The 25,488-nt window shown below is 70.9% G+C and carries 24 protein-coding genes and 2 pseudogenes; 11 read left to right on the forward strand and 15 right to left on the reverse strand.

Annotation, left to right across the window (positions count from 1 at the left end):
• The first annotated feature begins 42 nt into the window (after positions 1 to 42).
• Entirely contained in the window at positions 43 to 1,167 is a 1,125-nt protein-coding gene (gene disA / locus LQ326_RS42645) for a DNA integrity scanning diadenylate cyclase DisA (RefSeq protein ID WP_234544468.1), read from the forward strand.
• A 290-nt stretch (positions 1,168 to 1,457) separates the two neighbouring features.
• Here the strand turns inward: disA and LQ326_RS42650 are convergent, their stop codons facing one another.
• Positions 1,458 to 2,306, reverse strand: a complete 849-nt coding sequence (locus LQ326_RS42650; RefSeq protein WP_234544469.1) for a hypothetical protein — start codon at positions 2,304 to 2,306, stop codon at positions 1,458 to 1,460.
• 227 nt (positions 2,307 to 2,533) lie between these two features.
• Between LQ326_RS42650 and LQ326_RS42655 the strand changes: the two genes are divergently transcribed.
• The 6 genes and pseudogenes from LQ326_RS42655 to LQ326_RS42680 all read left to right on the forward strand — a co-directional run.
• Positions 2,534 to 3,409 (forward strand): HhH-GPD family protein, encoded by an 876-nt coding sequence (locus LQ326_RS42655; protein WP_234544470.1) that lies wholly within the window; start codon positions 2,534 to 2,536, stop codon positions 3,407 to 3,409.
• A gap of 276 nt (positions 3,410 to 3,685) precedes the next feature.
• On the forward strand, positions 3,686 to 4,225 hold the full coding sequence (locus LQ326_RS42660; protein WP_181804400.1) for a SigE family RNA polymerase sigma factor: 540 nt from the start codon (positions 3,686 to 3,688) through the stop codon (positions 4,223 to 4,225).
• Entirely contained in the window at positions 4,213 to 4,881 is a 669-nt protein-coding gene (locus LQ326_RS42665; RefSeq protein WP_234544471.1) for a hypothetical protein, read from the forward strand. Before LQ326_RS42660 ends, LQ326_RS42665 begins: the two co-directional genes overlap by 13 nt.
• 31 nt (positions 4,882 to 4,912) lie before the next feature.
• On the forward strand, positions 4,913 to 5,617 hold the full coding sequence (gene cseB, locus LQ326_RS42670) for a two-component system response regulator CseB (RefSeq protein ID WP_234544472.1): 705 nt from the start codon (positions 4,913 to 4,915) through the stop codon (positions 5,615 to 5,617).
• 11 nt (positions 5,618 to 5,628) lie between these two features.
• Positions 5,629 to 6,981, forward strand: a complete 1,353-nt coding sequence (gene cseC / locus LQ326_RS42675; protein WP_234544473.1) for a two-component system sensor histidine kinase CseC — start codon at positions 5,629 to 5,631, stop codon at positions 6,979 to 6,981.
• A 70-nt stretch (positions 6,982 to 7,051) separates the two neighbouring features.
• A pseudogene (locus LQ326_RS42680) lies at positions 7,052 to 7,165 on the forward strand (SAM-dependent methyltransferase); the annotation flags it as partial.
• Here LQ326_RS42680 and LQ326_RS42685 read toward each other — a convergent pair.
• Positions 7,161 to 7,493: pseudogene (locus tag LQ326_RS42685) on the reverse strand (helix-turn-helix transcriptional regulator); the annotation flags it as partial. The pseudogenes LQ326_RS42680 and LQ326_RS42685 sit on opposite strands and share 5 nt — an antisense overlap.
• Before the next feature lie 218 nt (positions 7,494 to 7,711).
• Positions 7,712 to 9,316, reverse strand: coding sequence for an MDR family MFS transporter (locus LQ326_RS42690; RefSeq protein WP_234544474.1), 1,605 nt, complete (start codon positions 9,314 to 9,316; stop codon positions 7,712 to 7,714).
• A 147-nt stretch (positions 9,317 to 9,463) separates the two neighbouring features.
• Between LQ326_RS42690 and LQ326_RS42695 the strand changes: the two genes are divergently transcribed.
• Positions 9,464 to 10,060 (forward strand): TetR/AcrR family transcriptional regulator, encoded by a 597-nt coding sequence (locus LQ326_RS42695; RefSeq protein WP_234544475.1) that lies wholly within the window; start codon positions 9,464 to 9,466, stop codon positions 10,058 to 10,060.
• Between the two features lie 19 nt (positions 10,061 to 10,079).
• Here the strand turns inward: LQ326_RS42695 and LQ326_RS42700 are convergent, their stop codons facing one another.
• Positions 10,080 to 10,631, reverse strand: a complete 552-nt coding sequence (locus tag LQ326_RS42700; RefSeq protein ID WP_234544476.1) for a M23 family metallopeptidase — start codon at positions 10,629 to 10,631, stop codon at positions 10,080 to 10,082.
• A gap of 455 nt (positions 10,632 to 11,086) precedes the next feature.
• Between LQ326_RS42700 and LQ326_RS42705 the strand changes: the two genes are divergently transcribed.
• Positions 11,087 to 11,689, forward strand: a complete 603-nt coding sequence (locus tag LQ326_RS42705) for an HAD family acid phosphatase (protein ID WP_234544477.1) — start codon at positions 11,087 to 11,089, stop codon at positions 11,687 to 11,689.
• 307 nt (positions 11,690 to 11,996) lie between these two features.
• On the opposite strand, the gene LQ326_RS42710 is transcribed toward LQ326_RS42705, so the two are convergent.
• Positions 11,997 to 14,522: an ATP-dependent Clp protease ATP-binding subunit gene (locus LQ326_RS42710; protein WP_234544478.1), complete on the reverse strand. Its 2,526-nt coding sequence runs from the start codon at positions 14,520 to 14,522 to the stop codon at positions 11,997 to 11,999.
• A 430-nt stretch (positions 14,523 to 14,952) separates the two neighbouring features.
• Between LQ326_RS42710 and LQ326_RS42715 the strand changes: the two genes are divergently transcribed.
• On the forward strand, positions 14,953 to 15,573 hold the full coding sequence (locus LQ326_RS42715) for an SCO3374 family protein (protein WP_234544479.1): 621 nt from the start codon (positions 14,953 to 14,955) through the stop codon (positions 15,571 to 15,573).
• On the opposite strand, the gene LQ326_RS42720 is transcribed toward LQ326_RS42715, so the two are convergent.
• The 10 genes from LQ326_RS42720 to LQ326_RS42765 all read right to left on the reverse strand — a co-directional run bounded on the left by LQ326_RS42720 (position 15,552) and on the right by LQ326_RS42765 (position 24,074).
• Positions 15,552 to 15,887: a histone-like nucleoid-structuring protein Lsr2 gene (locus tag LQ326_RS42720; protein WP_181806390.1), complete on the reverse strand. Its 336-nt coding sequence runs from the start codon at positions 15,885 to 15,887 to the stop codon at positions 15,552 to 15,554. The genes LQ326_RS42715 and LQ326_RS42720 overlap by 22 nt on opposite strands.
• Before the next feature lie 277 nt (positions 15,888 to 16,164).
• A complete protein-coding gene (locus LQ326_RS42725; RefSeq protein WP_181806391.1) occupies positions 16,165 to 16,698 on the reverse strand; it encodes an amino-acid N-acetyltransferase in 534 nt (177 codons plus the stop codon).
• A 9-nt stretch (positions 16,699 to 16,707) separates the two neighbouring features.
• Entirely contained in the window at positions 16,708 to 17,106 is a 399-nt protein-coding gene (locus LQ326_RS42730) for a BlaI/MecI/CopY family transcriptional regulator (protein ID WP_234544485.1), read from the reverse strand.
• Between the two features lie 186 nt (positions 17,107 to 17,292).
• The gene (locus tag LQ326_RS42735; RefSeq protein WP_181806392.1) at positions 17,293 to 17,478 is read right to left on the reverse strand and encodes a hypothetical protein; all 186 of its coding nucleotides are present in this window, start codon (positions 17,476 to 17,478) and stop codon (positions 17,293 to 17,295) included.
• Between the two features lie 111 nt (positions 17,479 to 17,589).
• Positions 17,590 to 18,207 carry a hypothetical protein gene (locus LQ326_RS42740; RefSeq protein ID WP_234544486.1) on the reverse strand — a complete coding sequence of 206 codons (618 nt, stop codon included), beginning with the start codon at positions 18,205 to 18,207 and terminating at the stop codon, positions 17,590 to 17,592.
• A gap of 391 nt (positions 18,208 to 18,598) precedes the next feature.
• Positions 18,599 to 19,396, reverse strand: coding sequence for a type III pantothenate kinase (locus tag LQ326_RS42745; RefSeq protein ID WP_089099902.1), 798 nt, complete (start codon positions 19,394 to 19,396; stop codon positions 18,599 to 18,601).
• Positions 19,397 to 19,400: 4 nt separating this feature from the next.
• A complete protein-coding gene (gene nadC, locus LQ326_RS42750; RefSeq protein WP_234544480.1) occupies positions 19,401 to 20,378 on the reverse strand; it encodes a carboxylating nicotinate-nucleotide diphosphorylase in 978 nt (325 codons plus the stop codon).
• 5 nt (positions 20,379 to 20,383) lie between these two features.
• Complete coding sequence (locus LQ326_RS42755) at positions 20,384 to 22,129, reverse strand: L-aspartate oxidase (RefSeq protein WP_234544481.1); 1,746 nt, start codon at positions 22,127 to 22,129, stop codon at positions 20,384 to 20,386.
• Positions 22,126 to 23,127, reverse strand: coding sequence for a pantoate--beta-alanine ligase (gene panC / locus LQ326_RS42760; protein ID WP_234544482.1), 1,002 nt, complete (start codon positions 23,125 to 23,127; stop codon positions 22,126 to 22,128). Before panC ends, LQ326_RS42755 begins: the two co-directional genes overlap by 4 nt.
• A complete protein-coding gene (locus LQ326_RS42765; RefSeq protein WP_234544483.1) occupies positions 23,124 to 24,074 on the reverse strand; it encodes a Rossmann-like and DUF2520 domain-containing protein in 951 nt (316 codons plus the stop codon). The genes panC and LQ326_RS42765 overlap by 4 nt, the downstream gene beginning before the upstream one ends.
• A gap of 187 nt (positions 24,075 to 24,261) precedes the next feature.
• On the opposite strand from LQ326_RS42765, the gene LQ326_RS42770 reads away from it, so the two are divergent.
• A complete protein-coding gene (locus LQ326_RS42770) occupies positions 24,262 to 25,452 on the forward strand; it encodes a threonine aldolase family protein (protein ID WP_234544484.1) in 1,191 nt (396 codons plus the stop codon).
• The last annotated feature ends 36 nt before the right edge of the window (positions 25,453 to 25,488 follow it).

The following is a 25,488-nucleotide window of genomic DNA, read 5'->3' on the forward strand; positions in this document are numbered from 1 at the left end:
CGGGGACGGCAGCGCCTCAGAACCTGCGACCGGAGGAGTGCAGTGGCAGCCAACGACCGGGCAGGAGCTCCCGGGAAGTCCGGTGGGAGTGCCGGTTCCGATGGCCTGATGCGCGCCTCGCTGAGCGCCGTGGCTCCGGGCACGTCCATGCGGGACGGCCTGGAGCGGGTCCTCCGCGGCAACACGGGCGGGCTCATCGTCCTCGGCTTCGACAAGACGGTCGAGGCGATGTGCACGGGCGGTTTCGTGCTGGATGTCGAGTTCACGGCGACCCGGCTGCGGGAGCTGTGCAAACTCGACGGCGGCATCGTGATCTCCTCCGACCTGTCGAAGATCCTTCGGGCGGGCGTGCAGTTCGTGCCCGACGCGACGATCCCCACGGAGGAGACGGGCACCCGCCACCGCACGGCGGACCGCGTCTCCAAGCAGGTCGGCTTCCCGGTGGTCTCGGTCTCCCAGTCGATGCGGCTGGTCGCGCTGTACGTCGCCGGTCAGCGCCGCGTCCTGGAGGACTCGGCGGCGATCCTCTCCCGCGCGAACCAGGCGCTGGCGACGCTGGAGCGGTACAAGCTCCGCCTGGACGAGGTCGCGGGAACGCTGTCGGCACTGGAGATCGAGGACCTGGTGACGGTCCGCGACGTGTCCGCCGTCGCGCAGCGCCTTGAGATGGTCCGCCGGATCGCCACGGAGATCGCCGAGTACGTGGTCGAACTGGGCACCGACGGGCGGCTTCTCGCGCTCCAGCTGGACGAGCTGATCGCCGGGGTCGAGCCGGAGCGCGAGCTGGTGGTCCGGGACTATGTGCCCGAGCCGACGGCGAAGCGCTCCCGTACGGTCGATGAGGCACTGTACGAGCTGGATGCCCTCAGCCATGCGGAGCTGCTGGAACTGCCGACGGTGGCAAAGGCGTTGGGGTACACGGGTTCGCCGGAGGCGCTGGACTCCGCGGTGTCGCCGCGCGGCTTCCGGCTGCTGGCGAAGGTGCCGAGGCTGCCGGGGGCGATCATCGACCGGCTGGTGGAGCACTTCGGCGGCCTGCAGAAGCTGCTCGCCGCGAGCGTCGACGACCTCCAGACCGTGGACGGCGTCGGCGAGGCCCGCGCCCGAAGCGTGCGCGAGGGGCTGTCCCGGCTGGCGGAGTCTTCGATTCTTGAACGGTATGTCTGATTTCGCCTGGTAGCTCGGGTGGTCGCGTTGTATGGCGACCACAGGCGAGTGGGGGCTGATCGCGCAGTTCCCCGCGCCCCTGACGGGGCGCTTCCCAGCCCTGTCTCACAAGCCGCGGAGTCGTGCCTCCCCCAGTGCCTTAAGGGCCTGGGAGGTGCCCCCAGGGCGATGGGGGTCCCCCCGCTCGAGCGAAGCCGAGAGTGGGGGAGGGTGGGCGCTGGGGGTCCCCCCGGCCGAAGGCTGGGGGAGGCACCCCGCCAACGCGGGCGAGTGAAACCCCCCGCGGCCCGCTAATCCGCCGCCAGCACGAAAGACGCCTGGGCCTTGGCGTACCCCGGGGCCTCGGCCTCCAGCAGGTACGTGCCCGCCCCGGCCGAGCCCGCCGCAGGCGTCGCGCACTGGGGAGCGCTCGGCTTCCGGTCCCACCGCAGGGTGTACGTGATGCTGCTGCCGGCCGGCACCCGGTACCACCGGCTCGCCGCCGCCTTCGGGCAGTCCGCCGACGACCAGTAGCTGTTGTCCGAACTGGCCTGCGTGATGGTCAGCACGGCGTTCTTCGGTCCGAGGTCGATCTTGCAGTCGCTGGACGACGTGTTCTTCGCGGTGAGCTGGAAGGTCGGCGTCTGCTCCGGTGAGTACGAGTTGTGCAGGCTCTTCAGGCTCAACGCCACCGACCCGGCAGTGCAGTTGGGCAGCGAGGAGGACCCGGGCAGCGAGGCGGCCGTACCGCCGGAACCCGACGTGACGTCGTCACCGCCCGAGCCGGCCGACGAACCCGACGAGCCCGAGGAGCCCGCCGAACCGGCCGAGCCCGGCGACGAGTCACCGCCCGTACCGCCCGAACTCCCGCCGTCGGAACCGGAGGTCGAACCGCTCCCCGAGCCACCGCCGCTCGACTCGTCCCGGCCGCCCGGTGCCTGGCTGATCGCCGGCCCGCTGCCGGACGGCCCCGGCGTGATCGTGGACGCGGGATTCTTGCCGTCCGACCCGCCCGCGTTCTTCTTGCCGCCCCCGCCGTTCGACGTCACGATCCAGGCGATCAGCAGCGCCAGGACGGCGAGCGCCGACAGCATGAAGACCCTCCGTCGCCAGTAGATGGAGGAGGGAAGCGGCCCGACCGGATTGCGCAGAGATCCCACGGCGCAAACTGTACGAGAGATCCGTGCAGTTCCTCGCCCCACCCGCCGCCCAAACCTCAACTTTTCCGGATCATCATTCCGGCAACTCCCTTCAGCCCGGCTCGTCTTCATGACGAGGTCCGTGGCGAGCTCCATGGCGAGCCTCCTGGCGAGGAGCGTCAACCCCGGCCCCGCCACGAACCACGTCCACCCCAGCCGTCGCCGGACGTGGCAGGATCGGAAGGGCCATGACTGAGAAGCTCCACACCCCCGTGATCGCCTGGTTCGACGCCCATGCCCGTGACCTCCCCTGGCGCCGCCCGGAGGCGGGCCCGTGGGGGGTGATGGTGAGCGAGTTCATGCTGCAGCAGACCCCGGTGAGCCGGGTGCAGCCCGTCTACGAGCAGTGGCTGGCCCGCTGGCCGCGCCCCGCCGACCTCGCCGCCGAGGCGCCCGGCGAGGCGGTGCGCGCCTGGGGCCGGCTCGGCTACCCGCGCCGCGCCCTGCGGCTGCACGGCGCCGCCGTCGCCATAACGGAACGGCACGGCGGGGACGTACCGACGGATCACGCGCAGCTGCTCGCGCTGCCGGGCATCGGGGAGTACACCGCGGCGGCGGTCGCCTCGTTCGCGTACGGGCAGCGGCACGCCGTGCTCGACACCAATGTGCGGCGGGTGTTCGCGCGGGCGGTCAGCGGTGTGCAGTACCCGCCGAACGCCACCACCGCCGCCGAACGCAAGCTCGCCCGCGAACTGCTGCCGACGGACGAGAAGACCGCCGCCCGCTGGGCCGCGGCCTCGATGGAGCTGGGCGCGCTGGTGTGCACGGCGAAGAACGAGACGTGCCAGCGGTGCCCGATCGCCGGGGAGTGCGCCTGGCGGTTGGCGGGCAAGCCGGAGCACGTCGGTCCGCCCCGGCGCGGGCAGACGTACGCCGGTACCGACCGTCAGGTGCGCGGCAAGCTGCTCGCCGTTCTGCGCGAGGCGCACGCGCCCGTGCCGCAGACGGCGCTCGACCGGGTCTGGCACGAGCCGGTGCAGCGGGCGCGGGCGCTGGACGGGCTGGTCTCGGACGGGCTGGTGGAGCCGCTCGCGGGCGGCCTGTACCGGCTCCCCGTGGGCTGACGCCACCGCGAACGCACAGCCGCGTCACAGCGCAACGGGCTGTGTCACGACCTCGATCGCACGACAAAGCACCGCACAACCGGGCATAGAACTGCGCCTACTTACCCCGAACCTACTTCCGTTACACAACCGACGGACAGCCGATTGCTACCCGCAGGCTGCTGCGCACAGCTCCGTGACAACGGGTCCGTAGCTTCGTTTCCGTGCCCGCCAGGACCGCGGGACGGGAACTCAGGCACAGGGCCGGGGAAAACGGGGATCGGGAGGCGGTTGATCATGGCGCACGGCGAGGTGCTCGAATTCGAGGAGTACGTCCGCACTCGGCAGGACGCGCTGCTGCGCAGCGCCCGCCGGCTGGTCCCGGACCCGACCGACGCCCAGGACCTGCTGCAGACCGCGCTGGTACGGACGTACGGCCGCTGGGACGGCATCGCCGACAAGAAGCTCGCGGACGCCTATCTGCGCCGGGTCATGATCAACACGCGGACCGAGTGGTGGCGGGCCCGGAAGCTGGAGGAGGTCCCGACCGAGCAGCTGCCCGACGCCCGCGTGGAGGACTCCACCGAGCAGCACGCGGACCGCGCTCTCCTTATGGACATCATGAAGGTTCTGGCTCCGAAGCAGCGCAGTGTCGTGGTGCTGCGACACTGGGAGCAGATGTCCACGGAGGAGACGGCCGCCGCCCTCGGCATGTCGGCCGGAACGGTCAAGAGCACGCTGCACCGGGCGCTCGCCCGGCTCCGCGAGGAGCTGGAGTCACGCGACCTCGACGCACGCGCGCTGGAGCGTGAGGAGCGGGAGCGTTGCGCGGCCTGACCGGCACGGAGCCCAGCAGGGGCTCGGCGAGTGCACAGGCGGTGATCACGGCGACGGCCGTGCTCGCCGCCCTCGCCCTTTTCGCCGCGGCCTGCGGCACCGGTGGCACCGGAGCCCGGGACGAGGGCCCGGCACACGCCGGCTCGGCCGCGAAAATCCCGGCCGCCAGGGCCCCCTCGCCCAACCCGTCCCAGACGTACGACAAGGTCGACGCGGTCGCTCTGGTGAAGGCCGACCCGGTGGTCTCGGCCACGGTGAAACGGGATCTGAAGCCGTGCGCGGGCGACGAGTACCCGGTCGACGTGACGTACGGCGACCTCACCGGGGGTCCCGCCGAGGACGTCGTCGTCAACGTACTGACCTGCGGGGACGCGGTCGGGGTCGGGGCGTACGTGTACCGCCGGGAGAGCGGGGCGTACAAGAATGTCTTCAAGGCCGAGGAGTCCCCGGTCTACGCGGAGATAGACCGGGGCGACCTGAGCGTGACCAAGCAGGTGTACGAGAAGGGCGACCCGGTGTCGAGCCCCTCGGGCGAGAACGTGATCACCTACGGCTGGACCGCGGGACACTTCGTGCAGGAGGACTTCCACCACACCGACTACGGCAACGCGGCCGGCAGCGGCGACGCCACGCCGGAGCCCTCCACCGCCAACTGAACCCACCCCACCGACCACCGAGAGAGCCGGGATGGCAGACCAGACCCACGTCCTGTTCGTCGAGGACGACGACGTCATCCGCGAGGCCACCCAGCTCACCCTGGAGCGGGACGGCTTCGCGGTGACCGCCATGCCCGACGGCCTGTCGGGGCTGGAGGCCTTCCGCGCCGACCGGCCCGACATCGCCCTGCTGGACGTGATGGTCCCGGGCATGGACGGGGTGAGCCTGTGCCGGCGCATCCGTGACGAGTCGACCGTCCCGGTGATCATGCTGTCGGCACGGGCCGACTCGATCGACGTGGTGCTGGGCCTGGAGGCGGGCGCCGACGACTACGTCACCAAGCCGTTCGACGGCGCCGTACTGGTCGCCCGGATCCGGGCGGTGCTGCGCCGCTTCGGGCACGCGAGCGGCGGCGACAAGCCGCACGGGGACACGGCGGAGGTGACCGGCTCCATGCTCACCTTCGGCGAACTGGAGATCGACACCGAGGGCATGGAGGTGCGCCGGTCCGGGCAGCCGGTCGCGCTCACCCCGACCGAGATGCGGCTGCTGCTCGAGTTCTCCTCGGCACCGGGGACCGTGCTCTCCCGCGACAAGCTGCTCGAACGCGTCTGGGACTACGGCTGGGGTGGCGACACCCGCGTCGTCGACGTCCATGTGCAGCGGCTGCGCACCAAGATCGGCCAGGACCGGATCGAGACGGTCCGTGGTTTCGGCTACAAGTTGAAGGCCTGAGCGAGGCGGTCATGCGACGGTTCTTCGTCCGGTACCGGAGTCCGGGACTGCGCACCGGGCTCAGATGGAAGCTGAGCGCGGCGATCGCGCTGGTCGGCGCGCTGGTCGCGATCGCGCTGAGCCTGGTGGTGCACAACGCCGCCCGGGTCTCGATGCTGGACAACGCGCGCGACCTGGCCAACGAGCGGCTGCAGATCGCGCAGCGCAACTACGAGCTGTACGGGAGGGCGAACTTCCCCGACGTCAAGGTCGACGATCCCCGGCTGCCGCCGGACCTGCGCGAGCGGGTCGAGGCGGGCCGCCGGGCGACCGACGTCATCGACCACGACACCGGCGCGCCGGACATCTGGGCGGCGGTGCAGGCCAAGGACGGACGGGTGCTGTCCCTGCACACCACCTTCGCGAACCGCAGCAGCGACGTGCTGAGGGACCTCGACCAGGCCCTCGTCATCGGCTCCATCGCGGTCGTCCTCGGCGGCAGCGCGCTCGGGGTCCTGATCGGCGGTCAGCTCTCGCGTCGGCTGCGCAAGGCGGCGGCCGCGGCCAACCAGGTCGCCATGGGCGAGCCGGACGTGCGGGTGCGTGAGGCGATCGGCGGGGTCGTACGGGACGAGACCGACGACCTGGCGCGGGCGGTGGACGCCATGGCCGACGCGTTGCAGCAGCGTCTTGAGGCCGAGCGGCGGGTGACGGCGGACATCGCGCACGAGCTGCGTACGCCGGTGACCGGCCTGCTCACGGCGGCCGAGCTGCTGCCGCCCGGCCGGCCGACCGAACTGGTCCTGGACCGGGCGAAGGCGATGCGCACCCTGGTCGAGGACGTGCTGGAGGTGGCCCGTCTCGACAGTGCCTCGGAGCGGGCCGAGCTGCAGGACATCATGCTGGGCGAGTTCGTCGCCCGGCGGGTGGCCGCGAAGGACCCGCGGATCGAGGTGCGGGTGGTGCACGAGTCGGAGGTCACCACCGATCCGCGCCGCCTGGAGCGGGTGCTGTTCAACCTGCTCGCCAACGCGGCCCGGCACGGCAGGCCGCCGATCGAGGTGACCGTGGAGGGCCGGGTCATCCGGGTCCGCGACCACGGTCCCGGTTTCCCCGAGGAACTCCTCGCCGAGGGCCCGAGCCGCTTCCGCACCGGCAGCACGGACCGGGCCGGCCAGGGCCACGGCCTGGGCCTGACCATCGCGGCGGGCCAGGCACGCGTCCTGGGCGCCCGCCTGACCTTCCGTAACATCCGCCCGGCGGGCGCGCCCCAGCGCCTCCCGGCGGAGGGCGCGGTGGCCGTCCTGTGGCTCCCGGAGCACGCTCCGACGGCCACCGGCAGCTACCCGGTGCTGCCGGGCCCGGCCCAGGCGGGAAGCCACTGAGCCACTCTGCGGTGGGCGGGCAGGAGAACGCAGCGAGGACGTCGAGCCGGACCAGCGGGAGCAGTTGCTGGCGGCCCAGCGGGGCGCGCGAGCCTCCGGCACGCCCTTCCTGAGCTTCTGCACACCCGAACGGATGGCGGCCCTCGCCCGCGAGGCCGGCTTCCGGGACACCCGGCACGTGAGCATGGCGTAGCAGCCGGGGATCAGCGAGGCGCCGCGACCCACGTGCCTGGTCCGGTACTCGGTGGGGCTGAGTCCGGTGCGGGCCTTGAATCTCGCCGAGAAGGTACCGAGGCTGCTGAAGCCCACCAGATGGCAGATCTCGGTGACGGTGAGGTTCGCGCCGCGCAGCATCTCCTGTGTGCCCGCTCGACCCTGCGGTGCGTCAGGTACTGGCCGGGCGTCTCGCCGTACGCCTCCTTGAAGGCACGCAGGAAGTGGTAGCGCGAGTATCCGGCGTGCGCGGCGACCGCGTCGAGATCCAGGGCCGGGTCGGCCCAGTCCCGGTCCATGGCGTCCTTGGCGAGGCGAAGCTGCCGCCGTCAATTATCGGCCAGAAACGGCGAGGCGGGAGTTCCGGGGGCGGTACTCCCCGGAACTCCCGCACAGTGTCAGCCGGCCTCGACCGGCACCACGCTCAGCCGGCCTCGACCACCGGCACCACGCTCAACCGGTCCCGGCGGCCACCGGCACCTCGCTCAAGCGGTCCCGGCGGCCGCCGGGACCTCGTTCAGACGGCCTCGACCACCGGCATCGGCGCGGCCTCGTCGGACTCGCCCGCCTGCTGCGGAGCGCCCCGCAGCGGGACCTCCTTGACGAAGATCGCCGCCACCAGCACCAGCACGGCGACCACGGCGCCGAGCAGGAACGCGGAATGGGTACCGGCCGACACCGCGTGCTGGTACGCCTCGCGCGCCGCCGCCGGCAGCTTCGCCAGGCTCTTCGCGTCCAGCTGCGCCGACTGCTCGGTGACCTTGGAGCCCACCGCACCGGCCCGCTCGGCCATGACGTTCTTGACCCGGTCGTTGAAGAGCGCACCCATGATGGCGACGCCGAAGGAGGAACCGAGCGTACGGAACAGGGTGGTGGACGAGGACGCGACGCCCATGTCCTTCATCTCCACGCTGTTCTGCGCGACCAGCATGGTGATCTGCATCAGGCAGCCCATGCCGAGGCCGACGACGGCCATGTACACCCCGGAGGTGAACCGGGTGGTGCCGGTGTCCATGGTGGACAGCAGGTACAGGCCGACGGTGAGCAGCACGCCGCCCACGAGGGGGAAGACCTTGTAGCGGCCGGTGCTGGTGGTGACCCGTCCGGCGATCATCGAGGTCACCAGCATCGCGCCGAGCATCGGGAGCAGCAGCAGACCGGAGTTGGTCGCGGAGGCGCCCTGCACGGACTGCTGGTACAGCGGCAGGAACAGGGTGGCGCCGAACATCACGAAGCCCACGATGAAGCCGATGATCGACATCAGGGTGAAGTTGCGGCTGCGGAAGATGTGCAGCGGCAGGACCGGCTCGGCGGCCTTGGTCTGCCAGAAGACGAAGCCGATCAGCGCGACGACGCCGATGGCGATCAGTTCCATGATCCGCGCGGACGTCCAGGCGTACTGGGAGCCGCCCCAGGTGGTGACCAGCACGATCGAGGTGATGCCGAGGGTCAGCAGAGCGGCGCCGAGATAGTCGATGCGCGTCTTGTTCCGCTTCTTCGGCAGGTGCAGTACGGCACTGATGGCGGCCAGCGCGACCACGCCGAGCGGCAGGTTGATGTAGAAGGCCCAGCGCCAGCCCCAGTTGTCGGTGATGGTGCCGCCGACCAGCGGGCCGCCGATCATGGCGAGCGCCATCACGCCGGCCATCATGCCCTGGTACTTGCCGCGCTCGCGGGGCGGCACGAGGTCACCGATGATCGCCATGACGCCGACCATCAGACCGCCGGCGCCGAGTCCCTGGATGGCCCGGAACCCGATCAGCTGGCCCATGTCCTGGGCCATGCCGCTGAGCGCGGAGCCGGCCAGGAAGATGACTATGGAGGTCATGAAGGCGCCCTTGCGCCCGTACATGTCACCGAGCTTGCCCCAGAGCGGGGTCGCCGCCGCGGTCGCGAGGGTGTACGCGGTCACGACCCACGACAGATGCTCCAGCCCGCCCAGCTCACCCACGATCGTCGGCATCGCCGTGCCCACGATCATGTTGTCGAGCATCGCGAGCATCATCGCGACCATGAGCGCGAGCATCACGACCCGTACGCTCTTCGGCTCTTTCTCCGGCTGCTCGGCCGCTTCCGGTGTCCCCGGAGCCTGGCCGCTCTCGACCGCCTGGGTATCCGCCATTTCTCCCACTCCCCCTGACGACAGCTACTTACTTGCCGCCCGGCTAGTTCAGTACACTTGGAAGTTAGACCCGTTGCTAGCCGGGCGTCAAGTAAGTTTACTAGCCGGGCGGCAAGCAAGTTTCGCGGGAGTGCGAGGAGTAAGAGGATGAGCGTCACCATGGACGGCACCAAGCAGCAGCGCCGCGGGAACACCCGCCAGCGCATCCAGGACGTGGCGCTCGAACTCTTCGCCGAGCAGGGCTACGAGAAGACCTCCCTGCGGGAGATCGCCGAGCGCCTCGACGTGACCAAGGCCGCGCTGTACTACCACTTCAAGACCAAGGAAGAGATCCTGGTCAGCGTCTTCGCGGACCTGACCCGGCCGATCGAGAACCTGATCGAGTGGGGCAAGGGCCAGCCGCACACCCTGGAGACCAAGCAGGAGATCGTACGGCGCTACCACCAGGCGCTCGCCGACGCCGAACCGCTCTTCCGGTTCATGCAGGAGAACCAGGCGACGGTCCGGGAGCTGCGGATCGGCGACACCTTCAAGGACCGGATGCGCGGCCTGCGGGACATCATCATCGACCCGGACGCCGCCCTGGCCGACCAGGTCCGCTGCGTCAGCGCGCTCTTCACGCTGCACGCCGGCATGTTCGTCATGCAGGACCTCGAAGGCGACCCCCAGAAGAGGCGCGAGGCCGTCCTGGAGGTCGCCGTGGACCTGGTGACCCAGGCTCACCGGGGCTCCCACCCCGCATAGCGCGCCGCCGGACGCCCCGCTAGAGGGTCACGCCCTTGGCACGCAGGAAGGTGACGGGGTTGACCGCGGAACCGTAGTTCGCAGTGGTGCGGATCTCGAAGTGCAGGTGCGGCCCGGTGGAGTTGCCGGTGCTGCCGGACAGACCTATGTGCTGGCCGGTCCCGACGGTCTGACCGGGCCTGACGTCGACGCGGGAGAGATGCGCGTACTGCGAGTACTGGCCGTCGCCGTGCCTGACGACGATGGCGTTGCCGTACGCGGGGCCGTCACCGGCGCCGTTGCCGCCGGCCTTGACGATGGTGCCGCCGTGCGCGGCGACGACCTCGGTGCCGGTCGGCACGGCGAAGTCCTGCCCGCTGTGCTTGGCGCTCCAATGGCTGCCGGCCTGGGCGAAGCTCGCGGAGAGTGTGTACTTCTTGACCGGGTCGACCCAGGCGGCGGCGCTGGAGGCGGCCGCCGACGCGACCCCCGACCCCACCACGGCCGCGACCCCGGCACCGGCGGCCAGAACGGCGGCCCGCCTGCGGAGGGAGGACGTACGGGGGGAACGGAGAGCGGCGCGCAGGGACATCAGAACCTCGTGGGGTAGGCAACAGGGAGCCCTTCCGGGGCGCCCTCCCACAGGGGGCGGCCACCGAACGGGCCATCCCTTGGTAACCCGGGTCCCGGCAGCCGCTCAAGTCACCCATCTACGGCATCTCATAGTATTCAGGGTCGAAATTGACCTTTTCTTGACAGAAGACGCCTGGCCGCTCAGCCCTGTCCGGCGGCGGCGACCGGCCGCACCGCCGCGGCCGAAATTGCCACCAAACGGGCCAAATCGCCCCACTATGCACGCTAGTAACGAACATTTCGCCCGTGCGGTATGTCACCGGCAACGCCTGCCCTCCCTCCCGGACACAGCGGAATCCGGCGCACACCTCTAGCCTCCTACCCATCGGTAACCCTACGGTTCCCCTCGCGCCACCTGCCCCACTCACCATGCCCCTGACATAGCAAGAGTGACGTGAGAGGACACCCCGCCCGATGACCACAGGCACCTGGACCCGCCGCATGTCCGTCACCGCCGTATCCGTGGCCGCGCTCGCCGGACTGGCCACGCCGGCCCAGGCCGCGACGGAGAGCAGCTCCACCACGGTCGACTACGCCACCTGGCAGCAGGACTGCCAGTCCGTGATGGACCAGGCCCTGCCCTACCTGCAGCAGCGCATCGCCGCCGCGCAGCCGGGCCAGAAGCAGGCGATCGTCTTCGACATCGACAACACCACGCTGGAGACCGACTTCGGCTTCAGCTGGCCCCAGCCGGCCAACAAGCCGGTCCTGAACGTCGCCGAGTACGCCCAGCAGCACGGCGTCTCCCTGTTCTTCGTCACCGCGCGTCCGGGCATCATCTACCTGCCCACCGAGTACAACCTCGAACACGACGGCTACCAGGTCTCCGGCCTCTACGTCCGCGGCTTCCTCGACCTGTTCAAGGACGTCGCCGCCTACAAGACCGCCCAGCGCGTGGACATCGAGAACAAGGGCTACGACATCATCGCCAACATCGGCAACAGCGCCTCCGACCTCTCCGGCGGCCACGCCGACAAGACGTTCAAGCTGCCGGACTACAACGGCCAGTTGTCGTAGGGCGCCGACAGGCTCCATCCGCTGACGGAACTCACGGGGGCGGCGGATGGAGCCGACGGTACCGGGCGGCAAGCCGGCGTCCAGCCTGCTCCGCCAACGGGCCGACGGGATCATCGACTTGGTGCACCGCACCCTGCTGCGCAGCGGCCCGCTCCGGCAACCGGCCCCAGTGCACGCGGGGCTGGCTCTTCCCGAACGCCGCTGTCGGCGTCGACCCCCGCTGACCGGACGACAGGGTCGGTACGCAGAAGCGAGAGGGACCGGTGCCCATGGCACCGGCCCCTCTCATCGGCCAACCCGCGAAGGGTTACGCCTCCTTGCTCAGGTTCGGCCCGGCTCCGCCGGCCGCCTGCTCGATCGGCGGGACGTCGGGAAGGGCCGACTTCTCCTCGCCGCGGAAGGTGAAGGTCGCGGTGTCGCCCTCGCCCTCCGTGTCGACGACCACGATGTGACCGGGGCGCAGCTCGCCGAAGAGGATCTTCTCCGAGAGCGTGTCCTCGATTTCGCGCTGGATCGTGCGACGCAGCGGACGCGCGCCCAGCACCGGGTCGTAGCCCTTCTTGGACAGCAGCTCCTTGGCGGACTGGGAGAGCTCGATGCCCATGTCCCGGTCCTTCAGGCGCTCGTCCACCTTGCCGATCATCAGGTCGACGATCCGCAGGATGTCCTCCTGCGTCAGCTGCGGGAAGACGACCACGTCGTCGACGCGGTTGAGGAACTCGGGCCGGAAGTGCTGCTTGAGCTCGTCCTGGACCTTGTTCTTCATGCGCTCGTAGTTGGTCTTCGTGTCACCCGAGGCCGCGAAGCCCAGGTTGAAGCCCTTGGAGATGTCCCGGGTGCCGAGGTTGGTCGTCATGATGATGACCGTGTTCTTGAAGTCCACGACCCGGCCCTGGGAGTCGGTCAGGCGACCGTCCTCCAGGATCTGCAGCAGCGAGTTGAAGATGTCCGGGTGGGCCTTCTCCACCTCGTCGAAGAGGACGACGGAGAACGGCTTGCGGCGGACCTTCTCGGTCAGCTGGCCGCCCTCTTCGTAGCCCACGTAGCCGGGGGGCGAACCGAAGAGACGCGACACCGTGTGCTTCTCGCTGAACTCCGACATGTCGAGGGAGATCAGCGCGTCCTCGTCACCGAAGAGGAACTCGGCGAGGGCCTTGGACAGCTCGGTCTTACCGACACCGGACGGACCGGCGAAGATGAACGAGCCACCGGGGCGCTTCGGGTCCTTCAGGCCGGCCCGCGTACGACGGATCGCCTTCGACAGCGCCTTGACGGCGTCGACCTGGCCGATGACGCGCTTGTGGAGTTCGTCCTCCATGCGCAGGAGCCGGCTGGACTCCTCCTCGGTCAGCTTGAAGACCGGGATGCCGGTGGCCGTGGCGAGGACCTCGGCGATCAGCTCGCCGTCGACCTCGGCGACGACGTCCATGTCGCCGGCCTTCCACTCCTTCTCCCGCTTGGCCTTGGCGGCCAGGAGCTGCTTCTCCTTGTCGCGGAGGGAGGCGGCCTTCTCGAAGTCCTGCGAGTCGATCGCGGACTCCTTGTCCCGGCGGACGGCGGCGATCTTCTCGTCGAACTCGCGCAGGTCCGGCGGCGCGGTCATCCGGCGGATACGCATCCGGGAACCGGCCTCGTCGATCAGGTCGATCGCCTTGTCCGGCAGGAAGCGGTCCGAGATGTAGCGGTCGGCCAGGGTGGCCGCCTGAACCAGCGCCTCGTCCGTGATGGAGACCCGGTGGTGGGCCTCGTACCGGTCACGCAGACCCTTGAGGATCTCGATCGTGTGCGGCAGGGACGGCTCGGCGACCTGGATGGGCTGGAAGCGGCGCTCCAGGGCCGCGTCCTTCTCCAGGTGCTTGCGGTACTCGTCCAGGGTGGTGGCACCGATGGTCTGCAGCTCACCGCGGGCCAGCATCGGCTTCAGGATCGACGCGGCGTCGATGGCGCCCTCGGCCGCACCCGCACCGACCAGCGTGTGGAGCTCGTCGATGAACAGGATGATGTCACCGCGGGTGCGGATCTCCTTGAGCACCTTCTTCAGGCGCTCCTCGAAGTCACCGCGGTAGCGGGAGCCGGCGACCAGTGCACCGAGGTCCAGGGTGTAGAGGTGCTTGTCCTTGAGGGTCTCGGGCACCTCGCCCTTGACGATGGCCTGGGCGAGGCCCTCGACGACGGCGGTCTTGCCGACGCCGGGCTCACCGATCAGGACCGGGTTGTTCTTGGTACGGCGGGACAGCACCTGCATGACCCGCTCGATCTCCTTCTCGCGCCCGATGACCGGGTCGAGCTTGGACTCACGAGCGGCCTGGGTGAGGTTCCGGCCGAACTGGTCGAGGACCAGGGACGTCGAGGGGGTGCCCTCGGCAGGGCCGCCGGCGGTGGCGGTCTCCTTGCCCTGGTAACCGGAGAGCAGCTGGATCACCTGCTGCCGCACACGGTTGAGATCGGCGCCCAGCTTGACCAGGACCTGGGCGGCGACGCCCTCGCCCTCACGGATCAGGCCGAGCAGGATGTGCTCCGTGCCGATGTAGTTGTGGCCCAGCTGAAGGGCCTCGCGGAGCGACAGCTCCAGGACCTTCTTGGCACGGGGGGTGAAGGGGATGTGCCCGGACGGGGCCTGCTGGCCCTGGCCGATGATCTCCTCGACCTGCTGACGGACCGCCTCAAGCGAAATGCCGAGGCTCTCCAGGGCCTTTGCGGCGACACCCTCACCCTCGTGGATCAGGCCCAGGAGGATGTGCTCGGTGCCGATGTAGTTGTGGTTGAGCATCCGGGCTTCTTCCTGAGCCAGGACGACAACCCGCCGCGCGCGGTCGGTGAACCTCTCGAACATCGTTAATCGCTCCTCAGAGCGGTCAGGCAGTGGGGGGAACTTCCCCTCCTGTCCTTCCGCAGCTTAGTCCCGCAAGCGGGGACCGCTCATTCCAACTGCCGACACCGTCGATGGCCTCCTGACCCCGAACGCCGACATCTGCTCCAACCCGATGGTGCGAGACGATGTTCCCGCAGGCCAGGCAGTTACCCCTTCCGTCAGTACGCCGATGGCGAACGTGAGACGGCCTCGTCTGCGTGTCGCCCCCCTCCCACTAGGGATGTCTTACCCGCAGCGACGGACAGTCCATGCCGTGGCCCCCCGGTCCCTCCGCTATGGGCGAACAGCCTTGCGTCTCTCCGGCTCCCGCACGCCCCGTTTTTCGGGGACTCAGCGCAGCAGTGCGCACACCCAGCGTAACCACGGTGGTCTCGGAAAGGTTGCACCGGGCATGGCTGGCACAGCGCCTCCGGCAGCTTCCACGGTCCCTCACCCCCGTCATCCGTCCGATCCCCGCGCCGGGCAGCCGGGCCGGCTGCGGCACTGGTACGAGAACGATCTGGGGTGGGCAACAGTGCCCCCGTCGCCCGGAGAGCCGCTACGGCTGGTCACGGGCGTGCGTTTCGACGTGCTGGAGGTGCCGGCGCGGGCGGGCGTGCGGGCGCTCAGGCATCTCGCGCCGGGCTCTCCGGTGGCCCTGCAGGGCGTCCGGGCGCGGCTGCTGGTGGCCGCGGGCAGCGCGGAGGAGCTGCCGGGGCTGCTGGACTGGCTGGAGTGGGGCACGGCGGCCCTGGACCTCGATCTGCGGGCGCTGGGCGCCGGAGACGCGATGGACGCGCCCGCACGGCCCGGTCCGGACACGCCCGTGCAGGGGGCCGCCCTCTGGTTGCGGCCCCCCGAGTCGGGGTGCGAGGTCGAGGCCTCGCTGCCGACGCTGTCGGCCATGGGGGGCCTCGGAGGAGCCCCCGATCTCGTACGGCTGGTGAACACGGTGGCCACGGAGTGCCACCGCATCCGATTGCGGCGCGCGGACCAAGGACCGCAGCACGGTCAGGCGTTGGCGTCCTCGTAGGCCTGGCGAATCGTCGCGGGAACACGGCCGCGGTCGTTGACCTCGTAACCGTTCTCCTTGGCCCACGCACGGATCTGCGCGGTGTCCTGGCTGCCGCCGGAAGCCACCCGAGCCTTTCCACGCCCACCGGAAGCACGGCCACCGGTACGGCGACCGCCCTTGACGTAGGGGTCGAGAAGGCCGCGCAGCTTGTCCGCATTGGCGGTCGTGAGATCGATCTCGTACGTCTTGCCGTCCAGCGCGAACGTCACGGTCTCGTCCGCCTCGCCGCCGTCGAGGTCGTCGACAAGAAGGACCTGAACCTTCTGTGCCACCGGATTTCCTTTCATCGATAACTTCAGGGGCCGGGGGTCTGCGGCGTCCGCCGTTTCGCCGCCCCCCTGTTATATGCAGTACTGCAGTACTCGGAAAGCAAACCGCTTTTGCGGGAAAAACACAAACCCCCGGGAGAGACCGAGGGGCCCGCCCACACCCGGAAACATGCGCGTTTCGGACATAGGGCACCCGGGCAGGCGGGTTGACCGGAATAGCGGGCCGATCTCCCGCCCATCTCTGCCCCGATGGCCCTTGTCCGCCGATCCCTCTCGACGATCACAGATGCAGAAGCATCCGGCTGTTGCCCAAGGTGTTCGGTTTCACTCGTTCGAGTCCGAGGAACTCCGCGACACCCTCGTCATAGGAACGCAGCAGCTCCGCGTAGACATCGGTGTCGACAGGTGTCTCACCGATCTCCACGAAGCCGTGCTTCCCGAAGAACTCGACTTCGAAGGTCAGACAGAAAACACGGCGAACACCAAGCCAGCGTGCGGTCTCCAGCAACTTCTCCAGCAACTGATGACCGACACCGGCGCCCTTGAGGCTGCGGTTCACCGCGAGAGTGCGTACTTCCGCGAGGTCTTCCCACATCACGTGCAGTGCGCCACAGCCGACCACCTCTGCGTTGTCGTCGCGTTCGGCAACCCAGAACTCCTGGATGTCCTCGTAAAGCGTCACCGTGGCTTTGTCGAGCAGGATGCGGTCGCGAACGTACACGTCGAGGAGGCGGCGCACAGCCGGGACATCGCTGGTCCGGGCCCGCCGGACGGTGATGGCTTTTGCGGTGACTTCGGGGTGCGTCGCTGACATGAGCGGACGCTATCGTCCGTCGGCGTCCGCCACGGAGCCGGGGTTCTCCTCTTGCGGAGCTTCCCGGTCTTCCCTCTGCCTATCCGGACCCTGCACGATGCGCACGGCGTCCCGCAGGGCCTGTCGCTGTTCGTCACTCATCATCCCGAAGAAGGCGACGAGTGCGGCGGCCGGGTTGTCACTCTGCGACCACGCGTCGTTCATCAGGGCGGCGGCGTAGGCGGCCCGGGTGGAGACGGCCTCATATCGATAGGCACGGCCTTCGGCCTCCCGCCGGACCCAGCCCTTCTGATGGAGATTGTCCAAAACGGTCATCACCGTGGTGTACGCGATGGACCGTTCCCGCTGAAGGTCTTCCAGGACTTCTCGAACGGTCACCGGGCGGTTCCACTTCCACACCCGCGTCATGACCGCGTCTTCGAGTTCTCCCAATGGGCGAGGCACAACTCAGAACAATAGTGGGAGATCACGCCTATGGCGTGCCGAACGTGCACATTGACCGGTAAACGTGGACAAAAAGGGCGTACAGCTCGGCGGGCGCAGGCGTGCGAGGGATGCCCGGCGAGTCGTACGCCGGGCAGGGCGCGGCGGGACTCAGACGCCGTCGGACTCGGGGACGGCGGCCCGGCGGGCGCTCGCCGCGCGCTCCAGGGCGGCGTCGACGGCGGCGTCCTCCTTGGCCTTGGCGGCGCCGCCCTGGGTCTTCACGATCACCCGGACCAGACCGATGAAGAAGACGGCCATGACGACCGGGGGCAGGAGCGCGGAGACGTAGTCCATGGGTCCAGAGTAGCCAGGGAGTACCGGGCGAAAGGGGCGGGGTGGGCGAACCACTCCCCCGTTCCCCCGCCGAGTGCCGTTTTCTCGGCCTTCTCGGCTTTCCCGGCTTTCTCAGCCAGCGGCGAGTTGCTCCGGGGACCCGGTCGACGGCGAGCCGGGGCGGCGGCGGGGGAAGACCTCGCCCGGCGTGGGAATGGGCCGCTTCGGCGGGGCGGGCTCGGGAGCCGCGGGTCGCGGGTCGGGCCGTTCGGCGGGCTTCTCCTTGGGCTTCTTCTCCGGCTCCTTGGCCACACCGCCCGGCAGGGCCGTCAGCCGGGCCCTGGAGACCGGAACAGCGGGCGCGGGTACCGGCAGGTCCCCCTGGGCGAGCCGGGCCCGCACATCGCGCTCGGCGAGATCCTGGCAGCGGCCGAGCAGAGCGGCGGCGCCGGTGTTCCCCCGTAGCGCCCGCAGCGCGGCCAGGTCGTCCGGGGTGGGCCGGTGCCCGGCACCCAGCGCCTCCTCCAGAAGCGCGAGGTAACCGGCGACGGCCCCCGGCAGCGCGGCGCGGTACCGGGCCAGGTCGGCCACCAGGAAGGCGCGCAGCCGGGCCCCCTCGCACAACGCCTCGTCAAGTGACTCGGCGAGCCGATGACAGTCCTTGACGTCCTCGGCGGAGACGGGACCGGGATGAAGGGCGAGGGCGAGAGCACGGCGGAGCACACGCAGCTCCTCCGCACCGAACGCCATGCCGCCGCGGGATCCGTATGGCGTGGGCATGTACCGAAGATACGCGTAAATCAGACAAACCAGACACAACAACCCGGTGTGCCGCAAGAGGGCCACCCACCTGGCCGCCGCAGCTTGGGGAAGAAGACCGTCCTGGCCCCCCACCAGCCCGTCCGGCACCTGAGAACGAGACCGACTCGCCCCCAGCCCGTCCGGCGTCCGAGGACGAAGACCGGCCCGCACCCCCGTTATCAGCCCGTCCGGCGTTTGAGGACGAGGCCGTTCAGGCCGATGCGGGGGTCCGGGGGCGGCAGCCCCCGGAGCGGGCGGTCGAAGGGGGCCCACTCCCTGGAGGACGGGACGGGCAGGGGCGGCGGGGGCGAAGACCCCACGGCCCGCCCCCACCGGCCGCTCACATACGCGACACGTTCCGCTCGTACACCAACCGCAGCCCCACCAGCGTCAGCCACGGCTCATGCTCGTCGATCACCGACGACTCCCCCAGCACCATCGGCGCCAACCCCCCCGTCGCGATCACCGTCACATCGTCCGGATCATCCGCCAGCTCCCGCGCCATCCGCCCGACCACCCCGTCGACCTGCCCGGCGAACCCGTACACGATGCCCGCCTGCATGGCCTCCACCGTGTTCTTCCCGATCACACTCCGCGGCCGCGCCACCTCGATCTTCCGCAACTGCGCGCCCTTGACCCCCAGCGCCTCCACCGAGATCTCGATGCCGGGCGCGATCACACCGCCCACGTACTCCCCGCGCGCTGACACCGCGTCGAAGGTGGTCGCCGTACCGAAGTCGACGACGATCGCCGGCCCACCGAACAGCTCGACCGCGGCGACCGCGTTGATGATCCGGTCGGCGCCGACCTCCTTGGGGTTGTCGGTGAGGATCGGCACCCCGGTCTTCACCCCGGGCTCCACCAGCACCGCCGGCACATCGCCGTAGTACCGCCGGGTGACCTCACGCAGTTCGTGCAGCACGCTCGGCACGGTCGCGCAGATCGCGATCCCGTCGATGCCGTCGCCGAGCTCGTCGCCGAGCAGCGGGTGCATGCCCATCAGGCCCTGGAGGAGCACCGCCAGCTCGTCCGCGGTACGGCGCGCGTCCGTGGAGATGCGCCAGTGCTCGACGATGTCCTCGCCGTCGAAGAGCCCAAGGACGGTGTGCGTGTTGCCGACGTCGATCGTGAGGAGCATGGGGTCACTCCGCCTCGCGCAGGTCCAGGCCGATGTCCAGGATCGGCGAGGAGTGGGTGAGGGCGCCGACGGCCAGGAAGTCCACGCCGGTTTCGGCGTACGCCCGCGCGTTGTCCAGCGTGAGCCGCCCGGACGCCTCGAGGAGCGCGCGCCCGCCGACGATCGCGACGGCCTCCTCGCACTCCCCCGGCGTGAAGTTGTCTAGCAGGATCAGGTCGGCGCCCGCGTCGACGGCCTCGCGCAGCTGGTGCAGGGTGTCGACCTCGACCTCGATCGCCAGCTCCGGGAAGGCCTCGCGGACGGCCTTGAAGGCCTGGGCGACGCCGCCGGCGGCGACCACGTGGTTGTCCTTGACCAGCGCCGCGTCCGAGAGCGACAGGCGGTGGTTGACGCCACCGCCCGAGCGCACCGCGAACTTCTCCAGCGACCTGAGCCCCGGAGTGGTCTTGCGGGTGTCACGCACGCGTGTCCGCGTGCCCTCCAGGACGTCCGCCCACGCGCGCGTGGCGGTCGCGATGCCGGAGAGGCGGTTCAGGATGTTCAGCGCGCTGCGCTCCGCGGTGAGCAGGTCACGGGTGCGGGTGGTGATCGAGAGGAGCTTCTGCCCGGCCTCCACCCGGTCGCCGTCCTCGACGTGCCGCTCGACCTCGAACTCGTCGGTGCAGACCACGGAGACCACGGCCTCGGCGACCCGCAGGCCCGCGACCACTCCGGCCTCGCGCGCGACGAAGTCGCCGGTCGCGACGGCCTCCTCGGGGATCGTCGCGACGGTCGTCACGTCCACGCCGCCCGCCAGGTCCTCCTGGATGGCCACGTTGGCGATGTCCTCGACCTCGATGGGGTCGAGTCCGGCGGCGGCCAGCAGCTCGGCGAGCGCGGGGTCGAGCCCGCACTCCAGGTACTCCTCGTCGCCCTCGGCGCCACAGGCACAGCCGTCGCCGCAGCCACCGCCGTCGGCAAGGGGAAGGTCGTTGGTGCTCACGTCTGTCACTGCTCCTGGTGTGGCTGGTGCGGCCGGGTAGGGGGGAAGTCTGCGGTGTCGGTGGTGCGCACGGCCAGTGAACGGTCCGGATTCAGCCGTACGACGATGTGGCGGCCCCATGCGGCGTCGTCACGGTCGGCGTGGTCCTCGCGCCAGTGGCAGCCGCGGGTCTCCTCGCGGCGGCGGGCCGCCTCGACGAGCACGCGCGCGACGCACAGGAGGTTGGTGGCCTCCCAGGTGTCGACTCCGGGCTCGGCGGTCTTGCCGTTCTCGGCCAGGGTGTCACGGGCGTCCGTGTGCAGCCGCTGCAGTTGTTCGGCGGCCCTGGCCAGGGACTCCTCGGAGCGCAGCACACCGGCGCCCTCGGTCATTGTCCGCTGGATGGCGAAGCGGGTCTCGGGGGCGAGCAGCGGGTGCGCGGGCTTCTCGGGGTGCGGGACCGGTGCGGGCACGCGCGCGTGCAGGCCGTGCTCCGCGCGGACCGCCGTGATGTCGGCGGCGATCCGCTCGGCGTAGACCAGGCCTTCGAGGAGGGAGTTGGAGGCCAGCCGGTTCGCGCCGTGCACGCCGGTGCAGGCGACCTCGCCGCACGCGTACAGCCCGGGGACGGTGGTGCGCCCCCGCGCGTCGGTGCGGACGCCACCGGAGGCGTAGTGGGCGGCCGGGGCGATCGGGATGGGCTCGGTGACCGGGTCTATGCCGTTGGCCCGGCAGGCGGCCAGGATGGTCGGGAAGCGGTGTTCCCACATGTCGGCGCCGAAGTGCCGGGCGTCGAGGTACATGTGCTCGGCACCCTGTTCCAGCATCCGGCGCAGGATGCCCTTGGCGACGATGTCGCGGGGCGCCAGCTCGGCCAGTTCGTGCTGGCCGATCATGAAGCGCGTGCCGTCCGCGTCGACCAGGTGGGCGCCCTCGCCGCGCACCGCCTCGGAGACCAGCGGCTGCTGGCCCTCCGCGTCCGGGCCGAGGAAGAGCACGGTCGGGTGGAACTGCACGAATTCCAGATCGCTGACCTCCGCGCCCGCGCGCAGTGCCAGCGCGACGCCGTCGCCGGTCGACACCGACGGGTTGGTGGTCGCGGAGAACACCTGGCCCATGCCGCCGGTGGCGAGGACGACCGCGGGGGCGTGCACGGCTCCCACGCCGTCGTGCTGGCCCTCGCCCATCACGTGCAGGGTGACCCCGGCCGTACGGCCCTCGGCGTCGGTCAGCAGGTCCAGGACGAGCGCGTTCTCGATGGCGCGCAGCCCACGCGCGCGTACCGCTTCCACGAGGGCCCGGGAGACCTCGGCGCCGGTGGCGTCGCCGCCCGCGTGCGCGATCCGGCGCCGGTGGTGGCCGCCCTCGCGGGTGAGGTCGAGGCCGCCTTCGGAGGACTCGTCGAAGATGGCGCCGGTGTCGATGAGCCGCCGTACCGCGCCGGGGCCTTCGGTGACGAGGATCCGCACCGCCTCCTCGTCGCAGAGGCCGGCGCCGGCCACCAGGGTGTCCGCGAGGTGCTGTTCGGGGGTGTCGCCCTCGCCGAGGGCCGCGGCGATGCCGCCCTGCGCCCAGCGTGTGGAGCCGTCGTCCAGGCGGGCCTTGGTGACGACGACGGTGGTGAGCCCGGCGGCCTGGCAGCGCAGTGCCGCGGTCAGGCCGGCCACCCCGGACCCGACGACGACCACGTCGGCCGAGATGCTCCACCCCGGGGCGGGCGCGTGCAGTCGTATGCCTGTGCTGGCGCCAGTGCTGGTGCCTGTGCTGGTCACAAGGCGGCTCCGAGGGGTCCGAAGGTGAGAGGGAGGTTGTCGATCAGCCGGGTCGTCCCGACCCGGGCGGCGACGGCGAGGACGGCCTCTCCGGTGAAGTCGTCGTCGATCTCGGTGAAGTCGGAGGGGTCGACCAGGGCCAGGTAGTCCAGGTCGAGCGGCGGGTCGTAGTGGGCGGCCTCGTCCAGGACCTGGCGGGCGGCCGCGCGGACCGCGGCGGCGGCGTTCGGCACGGCCTTGGCTACGGCGTGGGCGTCGGCGGCCGCGCGGGACTCGCCTATGGCGCTGAGCGCCTCGGCGCGCGCCCGCGAGGACGGCACCTCGAGCGCCCGCGCGCGCAGCGCCTCCTGGGCCGCGTGGCGGTCGCGGCCGGCGAACAGCGCGCGGGACAGCGCGAGCGCGGTGCGCCGCTCGTCGGCGGACAGGTAGCGGTTGCGGCTGGACAGCGCGAGCCCGTCGGCCTCGCGCACGGTCGGCACCCCGACGATCTCGATGCCGAAGTTCAGGTCGCGGGCCATGCGCCGGATCACGGCCAGCTGCTGGGCGTCCTTCTGCCCGAACAGGGCCACGTCGGGGCGGGTGAGGTGCAGCAGCTTGGCGACGACGGTGAGGACGCCGTCGAAGTGCCCGGGGCGGGAGGCGCCCTCCAGGAGCGTGCCCATCGGTCCCGCGGTGACCCGCACCTGGGGCCGGCCGCCCGGGTAGACCTCGTCGACCGAGGGGGCGAAGACGGCGTCGGCGCCCGCCTGTTCGGCGATCTTGAGGTCGGCGTCCAGGGTGCGCGGGTAGCGGTCCAGGTCCTCGCCGGCACCGAACTGGAGCGGGTTGACGAAGACCGTGACGACGACCTCGCCGTCCGGTCCCGCGATCTCGCGCGCGGTGCGGATCAGGGTGGCGTGGCCCTCGTGCAGGGCACCCATGGTCATCACGACGGCGCGGCGGCCGTGCCGTACGCGCGCGTGCAGTGCCTCGGCGGTGCGCAGCAGGGCGGTGCTCATCGGGTCCCCTCGGTGCCGTTGGTGCCGGGCTTTCCGGTGCCGTCGCCGCCATCGGCGAGGGCGACGAGGAGGTCCTCGGCGAGTTCCGGCTTCAGCAGGCCGTGCGCGAGCGCCCGGTCGGCCGTCGCGCGGGCCATCGCCAGGTAGCCGTCGACGGCCTGCGGTGCGTGCCTGCGCAGCTCCGTGACGTGCGCGGCGACGGTGCCCGCGTCGCCGCGCGCGACCGGCCCGGTCAGCGCCGCGTCGCCGGAGCGCAGGGCGTTGTCCAGGGCGGCGCCGAGCAGCGGGCCGAGCATCCGGTCGGGGGCCTCGACGCCGGCGGCGCGCAGCAGCTCCATGGACTGGGCGACGAGGGTGACCAGGTGGTTGGCGCCGAGTGCGAGGGCCGCGTGGTAGAGCGGGCGGTTCTCCTCGGAGATCCACTCCGGTTCGCCGCCCATCTCGATGACCAGGGCCTCGGCGGCCAGCCGCAGCTCCTCGGGCGCGGTCACCCCGAACGAGCAGCCCGCCAGCCGCTGCACGTCCACCGGGGTCCCGGTGAAGGTCATCGCCGGGTGCAGGGCCAGCGGCAGCGCGCCCGCGCGCAGGGCCGGGTCCAGGACCTTCGCGCCGTATCGCCCGGAGGTGTGCACGAGCAGCTGGCCGGGCCGTACGGCACCGGTCTCGGCGAGGCCCGCGACCAGGCCGGGCAGGGCGTCGTCGGGGACGGTCAGCAGGACCAGGTCGGCGCGCTGGAGGACCTCGGCGGGCGGGAGCAGCGGGACCTCGGGCAGCATCTCCTGGGCGCGCCGCCGGGAGGCGTCGGAGACCCCCGAGACGGCCACCGGACGGTGCCCGGCGAGCTGCAGGGACGCGGCCAGCGCGGGACCCACCCGGCCGGCGCCGACGACACCGACGGTGAGCCGCGCGGGGCGGTCACTGGGGTCTGGCTGTTGGACTGTACTCACGCGAGGGTGGCCTTCCCGTTCCAGTCCGCTCTGGGTACCGGACGATTTCTCGTCATGTTAACGCTATCCGGTCCGGGGTCGATCGGCTGTCCACAGGCTGTGGGTGACTGGTCACATCGGACCGGTCACATCGGCGGTGCGGAAAATCCGGGTGCCCCGGCCGGCGCGCCACGGCATCATCCACCGCATGAGTGACACGGCGACGCCCCAGGACGAGCAGCCGACCGGACCACGGTCGGCGGACGAGCAGTTGCGAGAGCGGCGCACCGCCGCCTACCGGCGGGCCGACCGCGTCCTCGCGCGCGTGGGCGTGCGGGCCCCGCTCCGCGAGCGCCTCGCACGTCTCCAGGAAGCGGCCCCCGAGGTGTACGACCTGGACGAGCCGTCGGACGTCTACGGCAACGGGATCGTCGAGGCCCTGGAGCGGCGCGTCGCGGCCCTGCTGGGCACGGAGGCCGCCGCGTTCTTCCCGACCGGCACGATGGCCCAGCAGGTCGCCCTGCGCTGCTGGGCGGCCCGCACCGGCAACCCCACGGTCGCCCTGCACGCCCTCGCCCACCCCGAGGTGCACGAACGCAACGCCCTGCGCGAGGTGGCCGGCCTGCGCACCGTGCGCGTCACCGGCGAGCCCCGGCTCCCCACCGCCCGGGAACTGCGCGACTTCGAGGAGCCTTTCGGGGCGCTGATGCTGGAGTTGCCCCTCAGGGACGCGGGTTTCGTGCTGCCGTCCTGGGAGGAGCTCACGGAACTGGTGGAGGCGGCGCGGGAGCGCGACGCGGTGGTGCACTTCGACGGCGCGCGCCTGTGGGAGTCCACCGTCCACTTCGGGCGGTCACTGCCGGAGATCGCGGATCTGGCGGACAGCGTCTACGTGTCGTTCTACAAGTCCCTCGACGGCTTCGGCGGCGCCGCGCTGGCCGGCCCGAAGCCCCTGATCGAGGAGGCGAAGACCTGGCGCCACCGCTACGGCGGAATGGTCTTCCAGCAGTTCCCGACCGCCCTGGCGGCCCTCGTCGGCCTGGAGCGCGAACTGCCCCGCCTTCCGGACTACGTCCACCACGCGCGCGTGGTCGCCGCGGCCCTGCGCGAGGGTTTCGCGGAGGCAGGCGTGCCCTGGTCCCGCGTCCACCCCGAGGAACCGCACACCCACCAGTTCCAGGTCTGGCTGCCGTACGACCCCGATGTGCTGACGGAGACGGCGGTACGCCAGGCCGAGGAGACCGGTACCTACCTCTTCGCCGGCTTCTGGGAACCGAAGGGGCCGGGCCTGTCGATGACGGAGGTGACGGTGGCGGAGGCGGGCCTGGAATGGACGTCCCAGGACGTGCGAGCGGCGGTCGCGGACTTCACGACACGGCTGCCTGCATCGCCCCGTTAGGGGCAGCGCCCCGTCAGGGGCAGCGCCCCGTCAGGG

Source organism: Streptomyces shenzhenensis, assembly GCF_021462265.1.
In the GTDB taxonomy this organism is placed as follows: Bacteria; Actinomycetota; Actinomycetes; order Streptomycetales; family Streptomycetaceae; genus Streptomyces; species Streptomyces shenzhenensis.